The sequence below is a fragment of the Streptomyces sp. NPDC037203 genome (assembly GCF_055605065.1).
The window spans coordinates 783,976-802,546 of record NZ_JBVJUC010000001.1; the positions used below are offsets into that span (position 1 = coordinate 783,976).

The following is an 18,571-nucleotide window of genomic DNA, read 5'->3' on the forward strand; positions in this document are numbered from 1 at the left end:
CACGCGCGCTCTGCGCCCCGTAGGGTGGCCGGTGCAGCTGGTTCGCCCCGTCCGCCAGGCGGGAGCGTCGCAAGAGGGAACCCGGTGGGAATCCGGGACTGCCCCGCAGCGGTGAGCGGGAACGACCGCCGTCATACGCACTGGACCCGGTGAACAGGGTCTGGGAAGCGACGGCCAGTAGGTGTCCTCGTGTCCTGAGGACGTGCCCGCGAGTCCGAAGACCTGCCATCTGCCCGTGCGCGGGACGTCCCGTGCGCGGACATCCCGGTGACCTCGAGGGCGGGTCGGCGAACATGACCGAGCGGACGGCCGCGCTGCCGTGCCGTACGGTCCGTCACCCCTTCGCGCTCTCGTCCCGCCGTCGGGATCTCAGGGATTCATCTCGCGAAGGAGATCTCCGTGACCACCGAGTCCGCGACCGCGGCAGCACGGGCCACCGTGTACGGCTACCCCCGCCAGGGGGCCGGCCGGGAACTGAAGAAGGCGATCGAAGGCTACTGGAAGGGCCGCGTCACCGCCGCCGAACTGCGCTCCACCGCAACCGGGTTGCGGGCCACCGCCTGGCGCCGGCTCGCCGCGGCCGGCCTGCACGAGGTGCCGACCGGCGACTTCTCGTACTACGACCACGTCCTGGACACCACCGTCATGGTCGGCGCGATCCCCGACCGGCACCGGGCGGCCGTCGCCGCCGACCCGCTGGACGGATACTTCGCGATGGCGCGCGGCACCCAGGAGGTGGCGCCGCTGGAGATGACCAAGTGGTTCGACACCAACTACCACTATCTGGTGCCCGAGTTGGGTCCGGACACGGTCTTCGCGGCCGACTCCGGCAAGCAGGTCGCCGAGCTGACCGAGGCCCTCGCCCTCGGGGCGGCGGCCCGTCCCGTCCTGGTGGGCCCGGTGACCTATCTGCTGCTGGCCAAGCCCGCGCCCGGCGTCCCCGCGGACTTCGAGCCGCTGACCCTGCTGGACCGGCTGCTGCCGGTGTACGCCGAGGTCCTCGCCGACCTGCGCGCGGCCGGCGCCGACTGGGTGCAGCTCGACGAGCCCGCCCTCGTACAGGACCGCACCCCGGCGGAGCTGAACGCCGCCGAGCGCGCCTACCGCGACCTCGGCGCCCTCACCGACCGGCCGAAGCTGCTGGTCGCGTCCTACTTCGACCGGCTCGGCGAGGCCCTTCCGGTGCTCGCGAAGGCGCCGGTGGAGGGCCTGGCCCTGGACTTCACCGGGGCCGCCGCGCGGAACCTGGACGCGCTGGCCGCCGTCGGCGGGCTGCCCGGCAAACGCCTGGTCGCGGGCGTCGTCGACGGCCGCAACATCTGGGTCGCCGACCTGGAGAAAGCCCTGGCCACCCTCGGCACCCTGCTCGGGCTCGCCGACCGGGTGGACGTCGCGGCCTCCTGCTCCCTGCTGCACGTCCCCCTCGACGCGACCGCCGAGCACGACATCGACCCGCAGATCCGGCGCTGGCTCGCCTTCGCCGAGCAGAAGACGGCGGAGCTCACGACCCTCGCCAAGGGGCTCACGCTCGGCACCGGCGCCATCGCCGCCGAGCTGTCCGCCAACCGGGCCGACCTCGCCGCACGGGCCTCCTCCCGCCTCACCCACGACCCGGCCGTGCGCGCCCGCGCGGCCGCCGTCACCGGGGCCGACGCCCGCCGCTCGCAGCCCTACGCCGAGCGCACCGCCGCCCAGCGGGCCCGGCTCGGGCTGCCCCTGCTGCCCACGACGACGATCGGATCGTTCCCGCAGACCGGTGAACTGCGCGCCGCCCGAGCCGACTTGAGGGCCGGGCGGATCGACACCGCCGGGTACGAGGAGCGCATCCGCGCCGAGATCCGCGAGGTGATCGGCTTCCAGGAGAAGGCGGGACTGGACGTCCTGGTGCACGGCGAGGCCGAGCGCAACGACATGGTGCAGTACTTCGCCGAACAGCTCACCGGCTACGTCGCCACCCGGCACGGCTGGGTCCAGTCGTACGGCACCAGGTACGTCCGGCCGCCGATCCTGGCCGGCGACATCTCGCGCCCCGAGCCGATGACGGTGCGCTGGACGTCGTACGCCCAGTCGCTCACCGACCGCCCGGTCAAGGGGATGCTCACCGGTCCGGTCACCATGCTCGCCTGGTCCTTCGTCCGCGACGACCAGCCCCTCGCCGACACCGCGCGGCAGGTGGCACTCGCCCTGCGGGACGAGGTGAACGACCTGGAGCGGGCGGGGACTTCGGTCATCCAGGTGGACGAGCCCGCGCTGCGCGAGACGCTGCCGCTGCGCGCCGCCGACCGGCCCGGATACCTGGACTGGGCGACCGAGGCGTTCCGGCTGAGCACCTGCGGGGTGCGCCCGGACACCCAGATCCACACCCACATGTGCTACGCGGAGTTCGGCGACATCGTGGGGGCCATCGACGATCTCGACGCCGATGTGATCAGCCTGGAGGCGGCCCGCTCCCGTATGCAGGTCGCCCGCGAGCTGGCCGCCCACGGCTATCCGCGCGAGGCCGGTCCCGGCGTCCACGACATCCACTCCCCGCGCGTCCCGAGCGCCGGGGAGGCAGCCGCCCTGCTGCGCACGGGGCTCAGGGCCATCCCGGCGGAGCGGCTGTGGGTCAACCCCGACTGCGGCCTGAAGACCCGCGGCTGGCCGGAGACCCGCGCCGCCCTGGAGAACCTGGTCGCCGCCGCGCGTACGGTCCGCGCGGAGCTGACCGGGGCCTGACCGTCCGCGGACCGTCCGCGGATCTCACGGTGCCGGGCGCACCTCGCGCCCGGCACCGGCGATCGCGCCCGCGTAGGGGATCTGTGGGCGGCGAGCGTGATCTGTCGGCGGTATGTCGGCGGGGGCTGCGAGCGTGGACGAGTCGGAGGTTGCTCCCCATGAGCACGCCACCTCGGAGCGCAAGGAGCCTGTCATCATGTCGTCCGCAACTCAGAGCCGTCCGTGGGACGTCCGCCGGCTGCCGTCCGCCGAGGGCAGGAACTTCCTGGTCACCGGAGGAAACGCCGGGATCGGCTACTTCACCGCGGAGCAGCTCGCCGGCACCGGCGCCCTCGTCGTCATCGGCAGCCGGGACCGCGCGAAAGGGGAGGCCGCCCTGGCCTCGATCCGTTCGCGCGTTCCCGGCGCGCGGGTGCGGCACCTCCGGCTGGATCTTGCCGATCTGTCGTCCCTGAGGACGGTCGCGGACCGGCTGGATCTCGGTCGTCTCGACGCGGTGGTCCACAACGCGGGGGTCGCGCTCGACGACCCGCCGCGCCGGGAGACCGGGGACGGCCACGAGCTGATGTTCGGCACCAACCACCTCGGCCACTTCGCGCTGACCCGGTGGCTCGCTCCACTGCTGTCCGCGGCGCGTGCGGCCCGTGTCGTGACGGTGGGAAGCTTCGCGGCGCGGTCCGAGCGACTCGACCTCGGCGATCTGCAGTCGGTCCGGGACTACCGGCCCAAGCGCACCTACGGCCGGTCGAAGCTGGCGCAGATGTCCTTCGGCTTCGAACTCGACCGCCGGCTGCGTGCCGTCGGCAGCACGATGCTCAGTGTGGTGGCCCACCCCGGCGGCGCGCTGGATTCCCTCACCCCGTCCCGCCCACCGGTCTGCGGGACGACCCCCGGCCGGCGGCTGCGCGCCCTGCCCTGCGCCCTCCTGGTGCAGGGCAAGGAGGCCGGGGCATGGCCCGTCGTCCGTGCCGTCCTCGACCCGGAGGTGGAGGGAGGGCAGCTGTGGGGGCCGCGGGTCTTCGGGCTGCGGGGCCTGCCGCGGTGCGAGCCGGTCCCGCCCCACATGGCCGACCCGGCCGTCGCGGCCCGGCTGTGGGCCGCCAGCGAGAAGCTGACCGGCACCACCGGCTGGTCCGGTCCGCTGCTCGGCGGGGGGAGGTGACGACTCACGTCATAGGTGCCACGAGCCCGAGTTCGCGGTCGCCGAGCGGGGCGAAGAAGCGCTCCACGCCGGCGTCGGCGACCTCGGCCAGGGTCGCCGGTGACCAGTGCGGCTCGCGGTCCTTGTCGATGATCCGGGCGCGGACGCCCTCCACCAGGTCGGGGCTCCTCAGCCCGGCGCAGGAGACGCGGTACTCCTGGTCGAGGACCTCCTCCAGGGAGCCGAGCCGCCGGGCGCGGCGGACGGCGGCCAGGGTGACCTTGAGGGCGGTGGGCGACCTGGCGAGCAGGGTCTCGGCCGTCTCCTTCGCCGCCGTGCCGCCGTGCGCGAACAGCCGCTCGACGATCTCCTCGACGGTGCCGGCGCCGTAGCAGGCGTCGATCCACTCCCGCTTCTCGGCCAACTCCCCGCTGGGAAAGGGTTGTTCGTGCCGGGCGAGGGCGTCGGGCACGGGCATCCGGGCGAGGTCGTCCAGCAGGGCGTCCAGGGCCGCGGACGGTACGTAGTGGTCGGCCAGTCCGCACAACAGGGCATCTCCGGCCCTGATCTGATCTCCCGTCAGAGCGAGGTGAGTGCCCAGCTCGCCGGGGGCGCGGGAGAGCAGGTAGGTGCCGCCGACGTCGGGGATGAAGCCGATCGCGGTCTCCGGCATGGCGATCCGCGAGCGCTCGGTGACGATCCGGACGCCGCCGTGCGCGGAGACGCCGACCCCGCCGCCCATCACGATGCCGTCCATGAGGGCGACGTACGGCTTGGGGTAGCGGGCGATACGGGCGTTGAGGTGGTACTCGTCGCGCCAGAACGCCTCCGAGGCGGTGCCGTCGCCGTACCGGGCGTCGTCGTGGATGGCGCGGATGTCGCCGCCCGCGCACAGTCCGCGCTCCCCGGCGCCGGTGATGACGACGGTCCGCACGGCGGGGTCGTCCGCCCAGCCGGTCAGCGCCGCGCCGATGCGGCGGACCATTTCATGGGTGAGGGCGTTGAGGGCCCCGGGCCGGTTGAGGGTGATGCGGGCGGCCTGGCCGGTGACGCCGAGGAGGACGGGTTCCTCCGTGCCGTTGCTCATCCGGGGACCTCCGTCAGGCCGCGGGCCACGATGACGCGCATGATCTCGTTGGTTCCTTCCAGGATCCGGTGGACGCGAGGGTCACCGACGATCCTCTCGATGCCGTACCCGGCGGGCCTCAGGAGTCCGCCGCCCGCCCCGGCGGCGTGAACGCGTACAGCCCGAGGATCTCCGGCAGCGGCGCCACGCCCGGCCCCCCGGCCCGCACCCAGTCGACGATGTCCTCGGTCGCGTCCGGATCGTTGACGAGCCCCAGCCACACCGGCCGGGCGCCGGCGGCGCGGCCGGCGGCGGAGGGCTGGACGACGATGACGTTGGCCTGGTCGCACACGTCGAGGCAGTCGGAGATCCGCACGGGCACCTCCGCCTCCAGCCGGGCGGTCTGCGCCGCGTGGTCGACGCCGGTCACCTTCGGGCTGCCGCAGCAGCAGTCACGGCACACGACGACTCGGCACGGGACCGTTGCGCCCACCTCTACCCCCCGGATCCCCGACTCGGACTTGATGATGATCATCTCATCGACTGGCGCGGTGACCAGCCCGGCGGCCCGAACACATACCCGACCCGGTCCCGCCATCGCACCGCGGCCCGGACGTCGCGCCAGGCGGCCGCGTACTCGTGGAAGGCCACCCGCACCAGGTTGTGCGTGCCGATGTTCTTCGTCAGCCCGTACACCACCCGCTCCCCCTCCGGCTCGAACGTGCGGAAGATCCGGTCCCAGACGATGAGGATGCCGCCGTAATTGCGGTCCAGGTACACCTGGTTGGAGCCGTGGTGGACGCGGTGGTGCGAGGGCGTGTTGAAGAACCACTCCACCGGGCGCCACAGCCTGTCCACCCGCTCGGTGTGCAGGAAGAACTGGTAGGCGAGGCTGACCGCCTGTTCGATCAGGATCATCCACGGCGGCACGCCGAGCAGCGCCAGCGGCAGCCAGAACGGCAGCCCGGTCATCGGCGTCCAGGTCTGGCGCAGCGCGGTGGACAGGTTGTAGTGGAGGCTGGAGTGGTGGACCACATGGCTCGCCCACAGCACCCGTACCCGGTGGTGGGCCCGGTGGTAGGCGTAGTAGGCCAGGTCGTCGCCGAAGAACAGCAGCAGCCAGGTCCAGCCGGACGACGGCGGCAGATGCCAGGGGGCGGCGGTGTACGCGGCGGCGTAGACCACGATCGTCGCGACCTTCCAGGGCACCGCGATGACCTGGCTGCCCGCGCCCATGGACATGCTGGTGACGGTGTCGCGCAGCTCGTAGCCATGCTCGTCGTCGTCCGGCAGGAAGCGGTACGACAGCGCCTCCACGGCCACCAGCAGCACGAACGCCGGGATCGCGTAGACCACGGCGGGGATCACCGGCGGGCCCCCTTCCGGGTGTGCGGCGCGGCGGACACGCCGCGCGAGAGCAGCTCGCGGGCCAGCCGCTCGGCCGCGCCGGCCTCGCGGGCCGTGATGTGCCCGGCCAGGCGCCGGTGGGCCTCGATGTCGAGGATCTCGCCCGCTCCGAGGTCGGCGGGCACTCCGGCGACCGGGATCATGCCGCCGACCAGGCTGTTGAAGGCCAGCAGATAGGCGATGTTCCCGGAGCCCTCCACGATCAGCCGCCACCAGGCGATATACGTCTCGTCCAGCTCGGCCAGGTCCGGCCCGGCCTGCGCGTGCGCCTCGACGGCCGCGGCGATCTCGGCGGCGGTCCGCGCGGAGCAGCGCAGCGCGCACAGCCGGGCGGCGTCGGCGCCGATGCACGCCCGCATCTCCAGGGCGTCACGGGCGATGTCCTGCACGCTGGGCCCGCTGTCGGCCGCCGCGATACCCACCGCGAGTTCCAGCCCGGCCGTGCGCCGCCAGTCCAGGACCCGCGTACGGCCGCCATGGCTGACCTCGACCAGCCGGGCCTGCTGGAGGCGTTTGACGGCCTCCCGTACGGCATGCCGGTTCACCCCGAACTCGGCCGCCAGTTCCCGCTCGGCGGTGAGCGCGCCGCCGGCCGGCAGCGCCCCGCCGAGAATCCTGTCGCGTAACAGAGCGAAAAGCTGGTCGGAGACCGCCTCGCGCCGTATGTGTCCCTCGGTCATGGCGATCAGGGTGGACGCGGTTCGTACAGTGGTCAACTGGTTGGACCAGTTTTTCCACGCCGATTCCCGCGGGGCCGCGGACCTGCCGGCTTTCCTCCGGACACGACAAGCAGCCGTTCGCGCCGGGGAGTTGGAGCGCGTCCCGCCGACCGCCGCCGGGTGGCCGTGCGCGCGCCGCGGTCTCGCTCCATGCTGGACACGAGGGGGTGGGTACGGCGGAGGAGGAAGTGGTTGCCATGCAGACCGTTGTCGACCTCACGCGCTGCCAGGGCTACGCACAGTGCGTGTTCCTCGCGCCGGACGTGTTCCGGCTGCACGGCGAGGAAGGGCTGCTGTACGCCCCGGCCGTCCCCGACGATCAAGTCGAACGGGTGCGCCAGGCCGCCGCGGCCTGTCCGGTACAGGCCATTCTCCTCGGGGAGGAGGTGAGCGGCGGTGCCCGATGACCTCACGGACGGCCGGATCGTCGTCGTGGGCGCCTCGCTGGCCGGTCTGCGGGCCGCGGAGGCGCTGCGCGACCAGGGTTTCACCGGCTCCCTGACAGTGGTCGGGGACGAACCCCACCCGCCGTACGACCGCCCGCCGCTGTCCAAGCAGGTGCTGCTCGGCGTCGCGCCCGCCGAGTCCACCGGGCTGCCGATGCGCCACGACCCCAAGGCCGAGTGGCTGCTCGGTGTAAGGGCCACGGGACTGGACACACTGGGCAAGCGGGTCCTGCTGGAGGGCGGCGAGTCACTGCCGTACGACCGGGTGCTGATCGCCACCGGCACCCGCGCCCGGCCCTGGCCGAAGCCGGAGGAAGCCGCACTGGACGGTGTGTTCACCGTGCGCACCCGCGAGGACGCCGCCGGGCTCGCCGCCCGGCTGGACGCGGGGCCCCGGCGGGTGCTGGTCATCGGCGGCGGCTTCACCGGCTCCGAGATCGCCTCGGCCTGCCGGGAACGCGGCCTGGAGGTCACGGTCACCGAACGCGGCCCCGCCCCCCTGGTCGGCGCGCTCGGCGGCACCCTGTCCAAGCTCGCGGCCGTGATGCAGCGCAACCACGGCGTGGACCTGCGCACCGGGGTGACGGTGACCAGGCTGCTCGGCGACAAGACCTTCACCGGCGTGGAGCTGTCCGACGGCAGCCGGGTGGACGCGGACGTGTGCGTGGTGGCGCTCGGCGCGGTGCGCAATGTGGAGTGGCTGGCGGAGTCCGGGCTCGCGGCGGGCCCGCGCGGGCTGGCCTGCGACGCCGGCTGCCGGGCCTTCACCATGTACGGCATCGTCACCGACGACGTCTTCGTGGCCGGCGACGTCTCCCGCTTCCCGCACCCCCTGTTCGGCTACCAGCTGCTGTCCCTGGAGCACTGGGGCAACGCGGTCGTCCAGGCCGAGGTCGCCGCCCACAACATGGTCAACCCCGGTCCGCTGCGCCGCCCGCACCTGGCGCTGCCGACGTTCTGGTCGACGCAGTTCGGGCTCAACATCAAGTCGGTGGGGGTGCCCACCTACTCCGACCACGTGGTCATCGCGCAGGGCTCGCTGGAGGCGCGCCGGCTCGCCATGGTCTACGGCTACCGGGGCCGGGTCACCGCCGCGGTCACCGTCGACATGGCCAAGTCGCTCGACTACTACCAGCACCTGATCGAGACCGGTGCGCCGTTCCCGCCCCCGGCGGGCGCGGCCGACCGGGCCCTCGCGGCCGAGGTCCCGGTGCCGTCCGACGTACCGGACCCGTCGGTGCTGTCCCACGGCCCGACGGTCGCGCTGACCGGCTATCTCCCGGACCGCCGGCTGACGGTCGTATGACCCCGGCGGCGATCCGCCGCCCCCACGCCCACTTCGAGGAGCCGCCATGGACTCCGGCACCCTGCTGGCCAGGATCACCGACTACGCCAGCCGCCCCGACCCCTACCCCCTGTACGCGGAGCTGCGCGAGGCCGGCGCCGTGGTGCCGCAGTCCGACGGCAGTCTGCTGGTCGGCGGCTACCACGAGGTCGCCGCGCTGCTGCACGATCCCCGGATGAGCGCCGACCCCCGCACCCGCGGCCTGGAGACCGCCAAGCCGCCGTTCCTGCGCCTGGACGACCCGGAGCACCACCGGCTGCGCACGCTGGCCATGCGGCCGTTCGGCCCGCCGCACACGCCGCACCGCGTGGACGGGATGCGCACCGAGATCGACAACATCACCAAGGAGCTGCTGGCGCCGTTCGAGTCCGGCGGCCAGGTCGACCTGGTGGACGAGTTCGCCTATCCGCTGCCGGTCACGGTGATCTGCCGGCTGCTCGGCGTGCCGCACGAGGACGAACCGCTGTTCCGGGCCTGGTCGGACACCCTGGTGGCGTCCGCCGACGTACGGCCGGACGCGAGCTCGGCACCGCGGGACGACGCCGAACGGGCCCGCCAGGAGATGGGCGGCTACCTGGTGGGCCTGGCCGAGCAGCGGCGCGACCGTCCGGGCGACGACCTCCTGTCCGCGTTCGTCAGTGAACCCGACCCCGAACTGCGGCTCACCCGCGAGGAACTGGCCGAAACGGCGGTGCTGTTGCTGATCGCCGGGCACGAGACCACCGTCAACCTCATCACCAACGGGGTGCTGACCCTGCTGCGCAACCCTGCGGAACTGGACCGGCTGCGCCGGGAACCCGAGCTGCTGCCGCGGGCGGTGGAGGAACTGCTGCGCTTCGAACCCCCGGTGCACATGCGCGAGCGCATCCCCCTCGCCGACTTCGACATCGCCGGCACCACGCTCCCGCGCGGCTCCTCCGTCTTCCTGGCCCTGGCCTCGGGCAACCGGGACCCGCGCCGCTTCACCGACCCCGACCGCTTCGACCCGGCCCGCCCCGACAACCAGCACCTCGGCTTCGGCTCCGGTGTCCACCTCTGCTACGGCGCCCCGCTCGCCCGCCTGGAGGCCCAGTCCGCACTCGCCGCGCTGCTCCCCCGGCTGGCCACGGCGGAACTCGTCGAGGACCCGCCGCCGTACCGGCAGAACGCGATGCTGCGGGGGCCGCGGCACCTCACGCTGCGGCTCTGACCGGCACGGCTGCGGCTCTGACCGGCACGACCCGGATTTCCGGCGTGGTCAGCGGGGGTCCGGGGCCGTCAGCCGGGTGCGCACGAGCGCCGCGATCTCGGTGAACCGGTCCGAGAGGTAGAAGTGGCCGCCCGGAAAGACCTCCAGGTCGAAGGCGCCGGTGGTGTGGCCGCGCCAGGCGTGCGCCTCCCGAGGGCTGACGCGGGGGTCCGCGTCGCCGGTGAGGGCGGTGATGGGGGCGGTGACGACGGTGGAGGGCGTGGCGCGGTAGGTCTCGATGGCCGTGTAGTCGCTGCGCAGGGCAGGGAGGACCATGCGCAGGATCTCCTCGTCGTCCAGCAGCCGGTCGTCCGTGCCGCTGAGCCGGCGCAGTTCGGCGATGAGGCCGTCGTCGTCCTGCCGGTGCACGTTCTCGCCCGCGGCGGCGGACGGGGCGCGGCGCCCGGAGGCGAAGAGGTGGACGGGGCCCTCGCCGTCGCGTTCGAAGCGGCGGGCGACCTCGAAGGCGACGATCGCGCCCATGCTGTGCCCGAAGAACGTCAACGGGCGGTCGGCGTACGGCTGGAGCGCCTCGTGGGCGCGGTCGGCCAGTTCCGCGATGGTCTCGATGCCCTTCTCCGCGTGCCGGTCCTGCCGCCCCGGATACTGGACCGCGACCACGTCGGCCGCGTCGCGCAGGGCGGCGGAGAGCGGGAAGTAGAAGGTCGCCGAGCCGCCTGCGTGCGGGAAGCACACCAGCCGGCCGGTGTCCTGCGGCGCGGGGTGGAAGCGGCGCACCCACGGGTCGCCGGTCGGGCAGGCTGTCGTCACGGAGTGCTCCAAGGGCCGGGGACGAAGGGGGGCGCAGGTGCCTCGCCGGTCGGGACGGGGCCCCGGCGAGCCCGGTCAGGCGGTCAGGCGGTCAGGCGGTCAGGCGGTCAACCAGCCCTTTTCCCGGACCAGTTCGACGACACGCTCCCTGACCTGGCGGATCTGCGCGGCCGTGAGGGAGTCGACCGAGGTGACCAGGATCTCGGTCAGTTCGCTGCGGAAACGGGCCGCGCCGGTGCTCTCGCCGGACGGAGCGGCGGCGGGGCGGGCGGCGGCGGAACCGTCGGAGAAGACCGGGCGGTTGGGCAGGCGGTGCGAGGAGGGCTGGTAGACCAGCCGGATCTGGGACGCCTTCGGGCCCTTCTCGCCCATCTCCAGGTGGAACTCGACCTCGCTGCCCTCGTGGTAGAGGTACTTCTCGTCCAGCAGGTCGTTCGCGTGCATGAAGACGTCCTCGCCCGGTTCGGACGGGGCGATGAACCCGTATCCGCGGACCTCGTCGAAACGCAGCACCTTGCCGGTCATCAGCACAGCCCACACCCCTCCAGCAACACCAGCACAACGACAACGCAGGTGAACTTACACAGCTTCGGCCCCGGATTCGACCCCCGCTCCGGCGGCCGTGCGCCGGGCGTCACCCCGCGGCCAGCAGTCCGGCGAGGATCCGGTCGGGGGTGAGGGGCAGTTCACGGAAGCGGACGCCGGTGGCGTGGTGGACGGCGTTGCCGATGGCCGCGGCGGTGCCGACGATGCCGATCTCGCCGACGCCCTTGCTGCCCATGGGGTTCAGGTGGGTGTCGTCCTCGTCGATCCAGTGCGCCTCGACGTCGGGCACGTCGGCGTTCGCGGGCACGTGGTAGGAGGCGAGGTCGCACTCGGGGAAGTCGCCGAACGCGGGATCCAGGGTGCTGCCCTCGGTGAGGGCCATGCCCAGGCCCATGATCATGGCACCGGTGAACTGGGACCACGCGGTACGGGAGTTGAGGATGTGCCCGGCGGCGAAGACGCCGAGGAGCCGGCGCACCCGCGTCTCGCCGGTGACGCTGTCGACGGCGACCTCGGCGAAATGGGCGCCGAAGGCGTGCCGGGCGTAGGGGACCTCGGCGTCGGCGCGGCCCGCGGTGTCGGCATGGGTTTCGAGACCCTCGGCGGGCAGCGGGCCCTCGCGGGCGGCGAGCCGTTCGGCGAGGTCGGCGCAGGCGTCGTGTACGGCCCAGCCCCAGGAGGCGGTGCCGGTGGAACCGCCGGCCAGCCAGGCCGGGGGCAGGTCGCTGTGCCCGATCTCGATGCGCACCCGCTCCAGAGTGGTGGCGAGGGTGTCGGCGGCGATCTGGGCGAGGACGGTACGCGCCCCGGTGCCGATGTCGGTCGCGTTGATCCGCACGACGAAGGTGCCGTCGGGCAGGGCGCGGGCGGTGGCGGTGGCCGGGACGGCGGAGGCCGGGTAGGTGGCGGCGGCGACGCCGGTGCCGAGCAGCCAGGGGCCCTCGCGGCGGGTGCCAGGGCGCGGATCGCGGTCGGCCCAGCCGAACCTGCGGGCCCCCTCGCGCAGGCACTGCACCAGGTGCCGGCTGCTGAACGGCTTGCCGCTGCCGGGTTCGCGCTCCGGCTCGTTGCGGATGCGCAGCTGGACCGGGTCCATGCCGAGGGCCTCGGCGAGTTCGTCCACGGCGGACTCCAGGGCGTACATACCGGGCGACTCGCCGGGGGCCCGCATCCAGGAGGGGGTCGGCACGTCGAGGGCGACGACGCGGTGGAGGGTGTGCAGGTTCGGCGTGGCATACATGACGCGGGCGGGCACCGCGGCCTGTTCCACGAACTCCTTCACTCGCGAGGTCTGCGTGGTGACCTCGTGCGCCAGCGCGGTCAGCCGGCCGTCCGGGTCGGCGGCGAGGCGCAGCCGGTGCAGGGTGGGGGCGCGGTGGCCGACGACGGTGGGCAGGTAGCGGCGGGGGTAGGCGAGGGTGACCGGGCGGGCGGTGCGCAGGGCGGCCATCGCCGCGAGGATCAGATCGGGGCGCGGGGTGCCTTTGGAGCCGAAGCCGCCGCCGACGTGCTCGCTCACCACGGTGACGTGATCCTCGGGCAGCTCGAACATCTGGGCGAGCACACCACGGGCGGTCGTGCCGCCCTGGCTGGAGGTGTACACCGTGAGCCGGTCGTCGACCCAGTGGGCCGTGGTCGCGTGCGGCTCCATCGGGTGGTTGTGCAGCGGCGGCACCCGGTAGCGGACGTCGACGGTGGTCCCCGACGCCGCGAGGGCGGCCTCGGGACCGCCGTGATCGACGCGGCCGGGCAGCCCGGCGTTGGCCTGGTCCGGTTCGTAGGCCCGCGGGTGGTCCTCGGTCAGTCCGACGTCGTACGGCTCGCTGTCGTAGCGCACGCGCACCAGCAGGGCGGCGGCCCGCGCCGTCTCCAGGGTCTCGGCCACCACGAGGGCGACGCACCAGCCCCGGTGCGGGACATGCGGGTCCTGGAGGACGGCGAGGGTGGCGTCCTCGGGTGCGGCGACCCTGGGCGCGTCGCCGGGGGTGAGGACGGCGAGGACGCCGGGCAGGGCGCGGGCGGCCGAGCTGTCCACCTCGGCGACGCGGCCGCGCACCACCGCGGCGGGCACCGGCCAGGCGTGGGCGCGGCCCGACAGCGGGTGCTCGGCGGCGTAGCGGGCGGCGCCGGTGACCTTCTGCCGCCCCTCCAGGCGCTCGGCGGGCGCGCCGAGGACACTCTCGGTGGGGCGCATGGGTGCTCCTGTCACCTGGTCGGATGCCATGAATCCTCCTGTCCGGGGGGCGGTCAGGCCACGGCGGGGGCCGGGGTGAGGCGGCCGAGGACGTCGAGGGCGAGGTTGCGGGCGAGGGGCACCTTGTAGGCGTTCTCGCCCAGGGGCCGGGCGGCGGCCAGTTCGAGGTCGACGGCGCGTTCCAGGGCGGCCGGGGTGGGGGCGGCGCCGTGCAGGGCCTCCTCGGCGCGGCGGGCCCGCCAGGGTTTGTGCGCGAGCCCGCCGAAGGCGAGGCCCACCTGCTCGATCGCGCCGTCCGCGACCCGCAGTACGACGGCCACGGAGGCGAGCGCGAAGGCGTACGACGCCCGGTCCCTGGCCTTGCGGTAGGCGGAGGGCAGCCCGGCGGTGGCGGCCGGCAGGAGCACGCCGGTGATGATCTCGCCGGGGCGGATCTCCGTGTCCCGCTCGGGGTGTTCGCCGGGCAGCCGGTGGAAGTCGGCCACCGGGATGCCGCGGGTCCCGTCGATGCCGTACAGCTCGACCTGTGCGTCCAGGGCGGCGAGGGCGACGGCCATGTCGGAGGGGTGGGTGGCGACGCACTGATCGGACCAGCCGAGGACCGCGTGGTCGCGGTGGACGCCTTCCAGGGCGCCGCAGCCGCTGCCCGGCTCGCGCTTGTTGCAGGGTTTGTCCAGGGCCTGGAAGTAGGGGCAGCGGGTGCGCTGGAGGAGGTTGCCGCCGGTGGTGGCGGCGTTGCGGAGCTGGCCGGAGGCGCCGGCGAGGAGGGCTTGGGAGAGCGCCGGGTAGCGGTCGCGGACGCGCGGGTCGGCGGCGAGGTCGCTGTTTCGGACGGTGGCGCCGACCCGCAGTGAGCCGTCGGGCAGTTCCTCGATGCCGTCCAGGGGCAGGGCGCCGACGTCGACGAGGAAGGCGGGGTGTTCGACGCCGAGCTTCATCAGGTCGACCAGGTTGGTGCCGCCGGCCAGATAGCGGGCGCCGGGGTGGGCGGCGTACGCCTCCGCGGCTTCCTGGAGCATGGTGGGCCTGAGGTATCCGAAGCCGTTCACCGGATCACGTCCTCCACTGCCGCGACGATGCCCGGATACGCGCCGCAGCGGCACAGGTTGCCGCTCATCCGCTCGCGGATCTCGGTCCGGTCCAGCGCGACGGGCTGGCCGGAGGGGGCGGCGGGGTCGGTGACGTGGGACGGGTGGCCGGCCGCGGCCTCGGCGAGCATGCCGGCGGCGGAGCAGAGCTGGCCCGGCGTGCAGTAGCCGCACTGGAAGGCGTCGCGGTCGAGGAAGGCGCGCTGGAGCGGATGCGGTTCCTCGCCGTCGCCGCCCAGGCCCTCGACGGTGGTGACCTCGGCGCCGTCGAGGGTCACCGCCAGCAGCAGGCAGCTGTTGAGCCGGCGCCCTCCGGCCAGCACGGTGCAGGCCCCGCACTGGCCGTGATCGCAGCCCTTCTTGGCGCCGGTGAGTCCGAGGTCCTCGCGGAGCAGGTCCAGGAGGACGCGGCGGTGGTCGACGTACAGGGTGTGCGGCTTGCCGTTCACCCTCAGAGTGATCTCCGAACCCGGAGCGGACGCGTTTTCGCTGGTCATCGCAGAGGGACCTTCCGGACGGACCGTGGTGCCGTGCGCTCCGCGTATCCAGCTTCGCCGGGCTCACACGTGGGGCGGGGGCGGGGGCACGGCACAGCACCGTCGTCTTCGACGTCCGGGTTTCGGGGCGCTCGCGAGGAACCGGGGGCTCCGTGACCCCGCCGACCACTGCCGGTAAGCCGCCGTCCCCGGCGACGCCATCCGCCGTTGGGGAGGCGCCGGGACCCTCTGCGGTTGTGACTGCCGTCCCCACTCCTCCGCTCTCGCGGGTACGACTCCCCCGTCTGCCCCGCGGCCTCCCCCGGCGCGCTGCCGTCCGCCAGGTGCTGTGCCTGCTGCCGCTCGCGCTGGTGTCCGTGGCCGCCGTACGCAATCGCTCGACTCTCGCCGCGGGCGTCGGGCAGCTGCGCACCGCGTCCTGGCCCTGGCTGCTCGTGGCGGCCGGTGCCACCTGTCTGACCTGGGTGGCGGCGGCCGTCACCCGGCAGGGCGCGGTGGTGCAGGCGCTGCCCAAGGGGCGGTTGCTGGCCACCCAGTTCGCGGCGGCCTCGGCCAACCACCTGCTGCCCGCCGGGCTCGGCGCGGGCGCGGTGAACCTGCGCTTCATGACCGTGTGCGGGGTGCCGCCGGCCCGCTCCGCGGCCGCGCTCGCCCTGTATCTGCTCGCGGAGAGCGCGGGCCGGCTCGGTCTGCTGGCCGCCCTGCTGCTCGCCTTCCCCGGCGCGCTGCGGCTCGGCCCGCTGCTGCCGGACGGTTCGACGCCGCTGCTGCTGGGCGCGGCCGGGCTGCCGGTGGCGGTGGTGGCCGCCGGGGCGCTGGTACGGCCGCTGCGCGCGCGGGTCGCCGCGTTCGTGCGGACGGCCGCGGGCGAGGCGCGCTCCGTGCACACCCGGCCGGTGCGCGCCCTGGCCCTGTGGGGCGGTGCGCTGGCCTTCCCGGCCCTCCAGGCGGCCGGGCTGGCCGCGGTCGGCCAGGCGCTGCGGCTGCCGGTGCCGCCCGCGCACCTGGCGCTCGCCTATCTCGCGGCGACGGTCGCGGTGGCCCTGGTGCCCACGCCGGGCGGGCTCGGTTCGGTCGAGGCCGCGCTGATCGTGGCCCTGGTCGCGGTGGGCGGTCCGGCGGCGCAGGCCACGGCGGTGGTGCTGGCCTACCGGATCATCACGGTGTGGGCGCCGCTGCTGCCGGGGGCGCTGACGCTGGGGGCGCTGGTGCGGCTGAAGGTCGTCTGAGGCAGAGTGGCCCTCCCAGCTATCTGGAGAGGGAGTGCCCGCCGTGCCCGTCCGCGTGGAGCGCGAGGAGTACGTCACCACCGTCGTCCTGTCCCGGCCCGCGGCGCGCAACGCCGTGGACGGGCCGACGGCCGCCGAACTCGCCGCCGCCTTCAGGGCGTTCGAGGCGGACGAGAACGCGCGGGTGGCGGTGTTGTGGGGTGAGGGCGGCACGTTCTGCGCGGGGGCCGATCTGAAGGCGATCGGCACCGAGCGGGGCAACCGGGTGGCCGAGGACGGCGACGGGCCGATGGGTCCGACCCGGCTGCGGTTGTCCAAGCCGGTGATCGCGGCGGTCGCCGGGCACGCGGTGGCGGGCGGTCTGGAACTGGCGCTGTGGTGCGATCTGCGAGTGGCCGAGGAGGACGCGGTGTTCGGCGTGTTCTGCCGCCGCTGGGGGGTGCCGCTGATCGACGGCGGGACCGTACGGCTGCCCCGGCTGATCGGGACGAGCCGGGCCATGGACCTGATCCTGACCGGCCGTCCCGTGCCGGCGCGGGAGGCGTACGCGATGGGGCTCGCCAATCGGGTGGTGCCGAACGGCACCGCCCGCGCCGAGGCGCAGGCGCTGGCCGCGGAGATCGCCCGGTTCCCGCAGGCGTGTCTGCGCAGCGACCGGGCCTCGGTCCTCGACCAGGAGGGACTCCCGGAGGAGACAGCGCTGCTCGGCGAACTCCGCCACGGGGTGGGCGTGTTGGCCGAGAGCACCGAGGGCGCCGCCCGGTTCGCCTCGGGAGCGGGGCGGCACGGCTCGTTCGGCTGAACACGCCGGGTGCGCGCCCATCGCGTGCGGGCACACCGGGTGGGCGCATGCGGCAGAGGGGCATCAGCACACCCCGTGCGAGCCCCCTCGGGGTCACTCCTCGGGCAGTCCGGCGTAGGCGCGCAGTTCGGCGCGGGGGGTGGGCAGGCCCCAGGAGCGGACGATCCCCCAGAAGTTCGCCCACTGCCAGGTGTCCGTGGAGAGTCCGGCGAGGACCCGGACCAGGCGGCGCTGGGGTTCGGTCAGCTCCGTGAAGGCGCCGGGTCCGTCCGGGGCGGGTTCGCCGAAGGCGAGGCGCAGGGCAGCGGTGGCGACGGGGAAGCTCGCCGGGCCGGAGGTGGCCGCGAGCCCGTCGGTCACCGCGTCCAGGGCCTGCCGCGGGTACCGGTCGGCGAGCAGGGTGAGGGAGGCGGCGGAGTAGCCGCGCAGGTCGCCCTCGTGGAACGGCAGGCGCGGCATGCCGGGCCGCGACTCCTCCATCACGGCGGCGAGTTCGTCCGGCACCCCGGCGGTGACGGCCGCCTCGACGCCCTGACCGCCGAGCCGGGCCAGCGCGGTGGCCGCCGCCCAGCGCACCACCGGCTCACCGGCGGCGAGGAACGGCCGCAGCCGGAACGCCAGTCCGGGCCCGCTCTCGTCGTCGCCGAGCAGTCCGGCGGTGACCAGCATGGTGGCCAGGACCACCGGCTCGCGCTCCCCGTCCAGCGCCGCCAGCAGCCGCGGCAGGCTCTGCCCGGCCGCCTCCGGGAACCAGGCCGGCACATACGCGGCGGCCGTCCGTACGGCCGCGTCGGTGTCCCCGAGCAGGGGCAGCAGGGCCGGTATCCCGGCGCGCACCGCGTCGTACGCGTCCAGTTCGGCCGCCATGGCCTCCAGGTGCTGGTCATGGTCGTACATGTCGCGGCGGAACTCCCGCACCCGCCGCTCCTTGTCGTCGCCCGCCGCCTCGACCCAGGCGTCGTACTCGGCGCGTATCGCCTCCCGGTCCTGCGCGCGGACCTCCTCGACGGCGGACCGCCACTCGGCGATCGCGACGCCGCCGGGCAGATGCGCCTCGTCGTAGCCGATGGCGAGCGCGGCCAGCAGTTCCAGGCAGGCGGCACGGTCGGGCACCGCGGGGTCCGTCGCCATCCGGACCAGGAACGGCACCGCGGCGGCCGTGGCCGGGTAACGGCTGCCCTGGTGGAAGATGTTGCCGTAGAGCGCGTCCAGGGCCTTGTGGCGCCGCTCCGCGTCCGGGGAGCACAGGGAGCGCAGCAGTCCCGGCACGTCGTCGGCGGGGCCGTAGGCGTGCGTCAGCGCGGACCAGTCGACGGCGTCGAGGCCGGACAGCGCGGGCGCCGGAGTGTTGATCTCAGTCACGACGGCACTGTC

17 protein-coding genes, 1 pseudogene and 1 riboswitch are annotated in these 18,571 nt (G+C 74.2%); of the genes and pseudogenes, 7 read left to right on the plus strand and 11 right to left on the minus strand.

The features are described 5' to 3' along the window. The first annotated feature begins 34 nt into the window (after window positions 1-34). Window positions 35-232, plus strand: a riboswitch (cobalamin riboswitch). Between the two features lie 167 nt (window positions 233-399). Together metE and ACZ7EC_RS03280 are read left to right on the plus strand one after the other, a co-directional pair. After that, window positions 400-2,718, plus strand: a complete 2,319-nt coding sequence (metE, locus tag ACZ7EC_RS03275; RefSeq protein WP_471057120.1) for a 5-methyltetrahydropteroyltriglutamate--homocysteine S-methyltransferase — start codon at window positions 400-402, stop codon at window positions 2,716-2,718. Window positions 2,719-2,914: 196 nt separating this feature from the next. Beyond that, window positions 2,915-3,880: an SDR family NAD(P)-dependent oxidoreductase gene (locus ACZ7EC_RS03280; RefSeq protein WP_471057123.1), complete on the plus strand. Its 966-nt coding sequence runs from the start codon at window positions 2,915-2,917 to the stop codon at window positions 3,878-3,880. 4 nt (window positions 3,881-3,884) lie between these two features. Here ACZ7EC_RS03280 and ACZ7EC_RS03285 read toward each other — a convergent pair whose 3' ends face one another. The 5 genes and pseudogenes from ACZ7EC_RS03285 to ACZ7EC_RS03305 all read right to left on the minus strand — a co-directional run bounded on the left by ACZ7EC_RS03285 (window position 3,885) and on the right by ACZ7EC_RS03305 (window position 7,012). Further along, window positions 3,885-4,946, minus strand: a complete 1,062-nt coding sequence (locus tag ACZ7EC_RS03285) for an enoyl-CoA hydratase/isomerase family protein (protein WP_471057126.1) — start codon at window positions 4,944-4,946, stop codon at window positions 3,885-3,887. Continuing rightward, window positions 4,943-5,056 (minus strand): annotated as a pseudogene (locus ACZ7EC_RS03290) (acyl-CoA dehydrogenase family protein); the annotation flags it as partial. The pseudogene ACZ7EC_RS03290 and the gene ACZ7EC_RS03285, both read right to left, overlap by 4 nt. Window positions 5,057-5,064: 8 nt before the next feature. Then, a complete protein-coding gene (locus ACZ7EC_RS03295; RefSeq protein WP_471057128.1) occupies window positions 5,065-5,460 on the minus strand; it encodes a hypothetical protein in 396 nt (131 codons plus the stop codon). Further along, window positions 5,457-6,293 carry a sterol desaturase family protein gene (locus ACZ7EC_RS03300; RefSeq protein WP_471057131.1) on the minus strand — a complete coding sequence of 279 codons (837 nt, stop codon included), beginning with the start codon at window positions 6,291-6,293 and terminating at the stop codon, window positions 5,457-5,459. The genes ACZ7EC_RS03295 and ACZ7EC_RS03300 overlap by 4 nt, the downstream gene beginning before the upstream one ends. Then, entirely contained in the window at window positions 6,290-7,012 is a 723-nt protein-coding gene (locus tag ACZ7EC_RS03305) for a FadR/GntR family transcriptional regulator (RefSeq protein ID WP_471057132.1), read from the minus strand. The genes ACZ7EC_RS03300 and ACZ7EC_RS03305 overlap by 4 nt, the downstream gene beginning before the upstream one ends. A gap of 236 nt (window positions 7,013-7,248) precedes the next feature. Here ACZ7EC_RS03305 and ACZ7EC_RS03310 point away from each other — a divergent pair, with 236 nt between their 5' ends. The 3 genes from ACZ7EC_RS03310 to ACZ7EC_RS03320 are packed head-to-tail and all read left to right on the plus strand — an operon-like array spanning window position 7,249 to window position 10,031. Continuing rightward, window positions 7,249-7,458 carry a ferredoxin gene (locus ACZ7EC_RS03310; protein ID WP_046420515.1) on the plus strand — a complete coding sequence of 70 codons (210 nt, stop codon included), beginning with the start codon at window positions 7,249-7,251 and terminating at the stop codon, window positions 7,456-7,458. Further along, entirely contained in the window at window positions 7,448-8,803 is a 1,356-nt protein-coding gene (locus tag ACZ7EC_RS03315; RefSeq protein ID WP_471057133.1) for an NAD(P)/FAD-dependent oxidoreductase, read from the plus strand. The genes ACZ7EC_RS03310 and ACZ7EC_RS03315 overlap by 11 nt, the downstream gene beginning before the upstream one ends. 46 nt (window positions 8,804-8,849) lie before the next feature. Then, window positions 8,850-10,031, plus strand: coding sequence for a cytochrome P450 (locus ACZ7EC_RS03320; protein ID WP_471057136.1), 1,182 nt, complete (start codon window positions 8,850-8,852; stop codon window positions 10,029-10,031). Between the two features lie 48 nt (window positions 10,032-10,079). On the opposite strand, the gene ACZ7EC_RS03325 is transcribed toward ACZ7EC_RS03320, so the two are convergent. The 5 genes from ACZ7EC_RS03325 to ACZ7EC_RS03345 form a co-directional block, all read right to left on the minus strand. Next, on the minus strand, window positions 10,080-10,841 hold the full coding sequence (locus tag ACZ7EC_RS03325) for a thioesterase II family protein (protein ID WP_471057138.1): 762 nt from the start codon (window positions 10,839-10,841) through the stop codon (window positions 10,080-10,082). A gap of 99 nt (window positions 10,842-10,940) precedes the next feature. Next, window positions 10,941-11,366: a cold shock domain-containing protein gene (locus tag ACZ7EC_RS03330; RefSeq protein WP_471057141.1), complete on the minus strand. Its 426-nt coding sequence runs from the start codon at window positions 11,364-11,366 to the stop codon at window positions 10,941-10,943. Between the two features lie 109 nt (window positions 11,367-11,475). Beyond that, window positions 11,476-13,581 carry a xanthine dehydrogenase family protein molybdopterin-binding subunit gene (locus ACZ7EC_RS03335; protein WP_471057144.1) on the minus strand — a complete coding sequence of 702 codons (2,106 nt, stop codon included), beginning with the start codon at window positions 13,579-13,581 and terminating at the stop codon, window positions 11,476-11,478. Window positions 13,582-13,634: 53 nt separating this feature from the next. Then, window positions 13,635-14,630, minus strand: coding sequence for an FAD binding domain-containing protein (locus tag ACZ7EC_RS03340; protein WP_471057147.1), 996 nt, complete (start codon window positions 14,628-14,630; stop codon window positions 13,635-13,637). Beyond that, on the minus strand, window positions 14,627-15,166 hold the full coding sequence (locus tag ACZ7EC_RS03345) for a (2Fe-2S)-binding protein (protein ID WP_471057149.1): 540 nt from the start codon (window positions 15,164-15,166) through the stop codon (window positions 14,627-14,629). The genes ACZ7EC_RS03340 and ACZ7EC_RS03345 overlap by 4 nt, the downstream gene beginning before the upstream one ends. A 284-nt stretch (window positions 15,167-15,450) precedes the next feature. Between ACZ7EC_RS03345 and ACZ7EC_RS03350 the strand changes: the two genes are divergently transcribed. Together ACZ7EC_RS03350 and ACZ7EC_RS03355 are read left to right on the plus strand one after the other, a co-directional pair. Beyond that, on the plus strand, window positions 15,451-16,395 hold the full coding sequence (locus ACZ7EC_RS03350) for a lysylphosphatidylglycerol synthase transmembrane domain-containing protein (protein WP_471057840.1): 945 nt from the start codon (window positions 15,451-15,453) through the stop codon (window positions 16,393-16,395). A 43-nt stretch (window positions 16,396-16,438) separates the two neighbouring features. After that, the gene (locus tag ACZ7EC_RS03355) at window positions 16,439-17,197 is read left to right on the plus strand and encodes a crotonase/enoyl-CoA hydratase family protein (RefSeq protein WP_471057152.1); all 759 of its coding nucleotides are present in this window, start codon (window positions 16,439-16,441) and stop codon (window positions 17,195-17,197) included. A gap of 93 nt (window positions 17,198-17,290) precedes the next feature. Here the strand turns inward: ACZ7EC_RS03355 and ACZ7EC_RS03360 are convergent, their stop codons facing one another. Further along, complete coding sequence (locus ACZ7EC_RS03360) at window positions 17,291-18,559, minus strand: hypothetical protein (protein ID WP_471057155.1); 1,269 nt, start codon at window positions 18,557-18,559, stop codon at window positions 17,291-17,293. Window positions 18,560-18,571: the final 12 nt, after the last annotated feature.

What these genes read in the sequence shown, in the direction of transcription:
- ACZ7EC_RS03320 (WP_471057136.1), top strand. Translation starts at nt 8,850, where the DNA reads ATGGACTCCGGCACCCTGCTGGCCAGGATCACCGACTACGCCAGCCGC.
- ACZ7EC_RS03310 (WP_046420515.1), top strand. Translation starts at nt 7,249, where the DNA reads ATGCAGACCGTTGTCGACCTCACGCGCTGCCAGGGCTACGCACAGTGC.
- ACZ7EC_RS03295 (WP_471057128.1), bottom strand. Translation starts at nt 5,460, where the DNA reads ATGATCATCATCAAGTCCGAGTCGGGGATCCGGGGGGTAGAGGTGGGC.
- ACZ7EC_RS03335 (WP_471057144.1), bottom strand. Translation starts at nt 13,581, where the DNA reads ATGCGCCCCACCGAGAGTGTCCTCGGCGCGCCCGCCGAGCGCCTGGAG.
- ACZ7EC_RS03280 (WP_471057123.1), top strand. Translation starts at nt 2,915, where the DNA reads ATGTCGTCCGCAACTCAGAGCCGTCCGTGGGACGTCCGCCGGCTGCCG.
- ACZ7EC_RS03305 (WP_471057132.1), bottom strand. Translation starts at nt 7,012, where the DNA reads ATGACCGAGGGACACATACGGCGCGAGGCGGTCTCCGACCAGCTTTTC.
- ACZ7EC_RS03345 (WP_471057149.1), bottom strand. Translation starts at nt 15,166, where the DNA reads ATGACCAGCGAAAACGCGTCCGCTCCGGGTTCGGAGATCACTCTGAGG.
- ACZ7EC_RS03330 (WP_471057141.1), bottom strand. Translation starts at nt 11,366, where the DNA reads ATGACCGGCAAGGTGCTGCGTTTCGACGAGGTCCGCGGATACGGGTTC.
- ACZ7EC_RS03285 (WP_471057126.1), bottom strand. Translation starts at nt 4,946, where the DNA reads ATGAGCAACGGCACGGAGGAACCCGTCCTCCTCGGCGTCACCGGCCAG.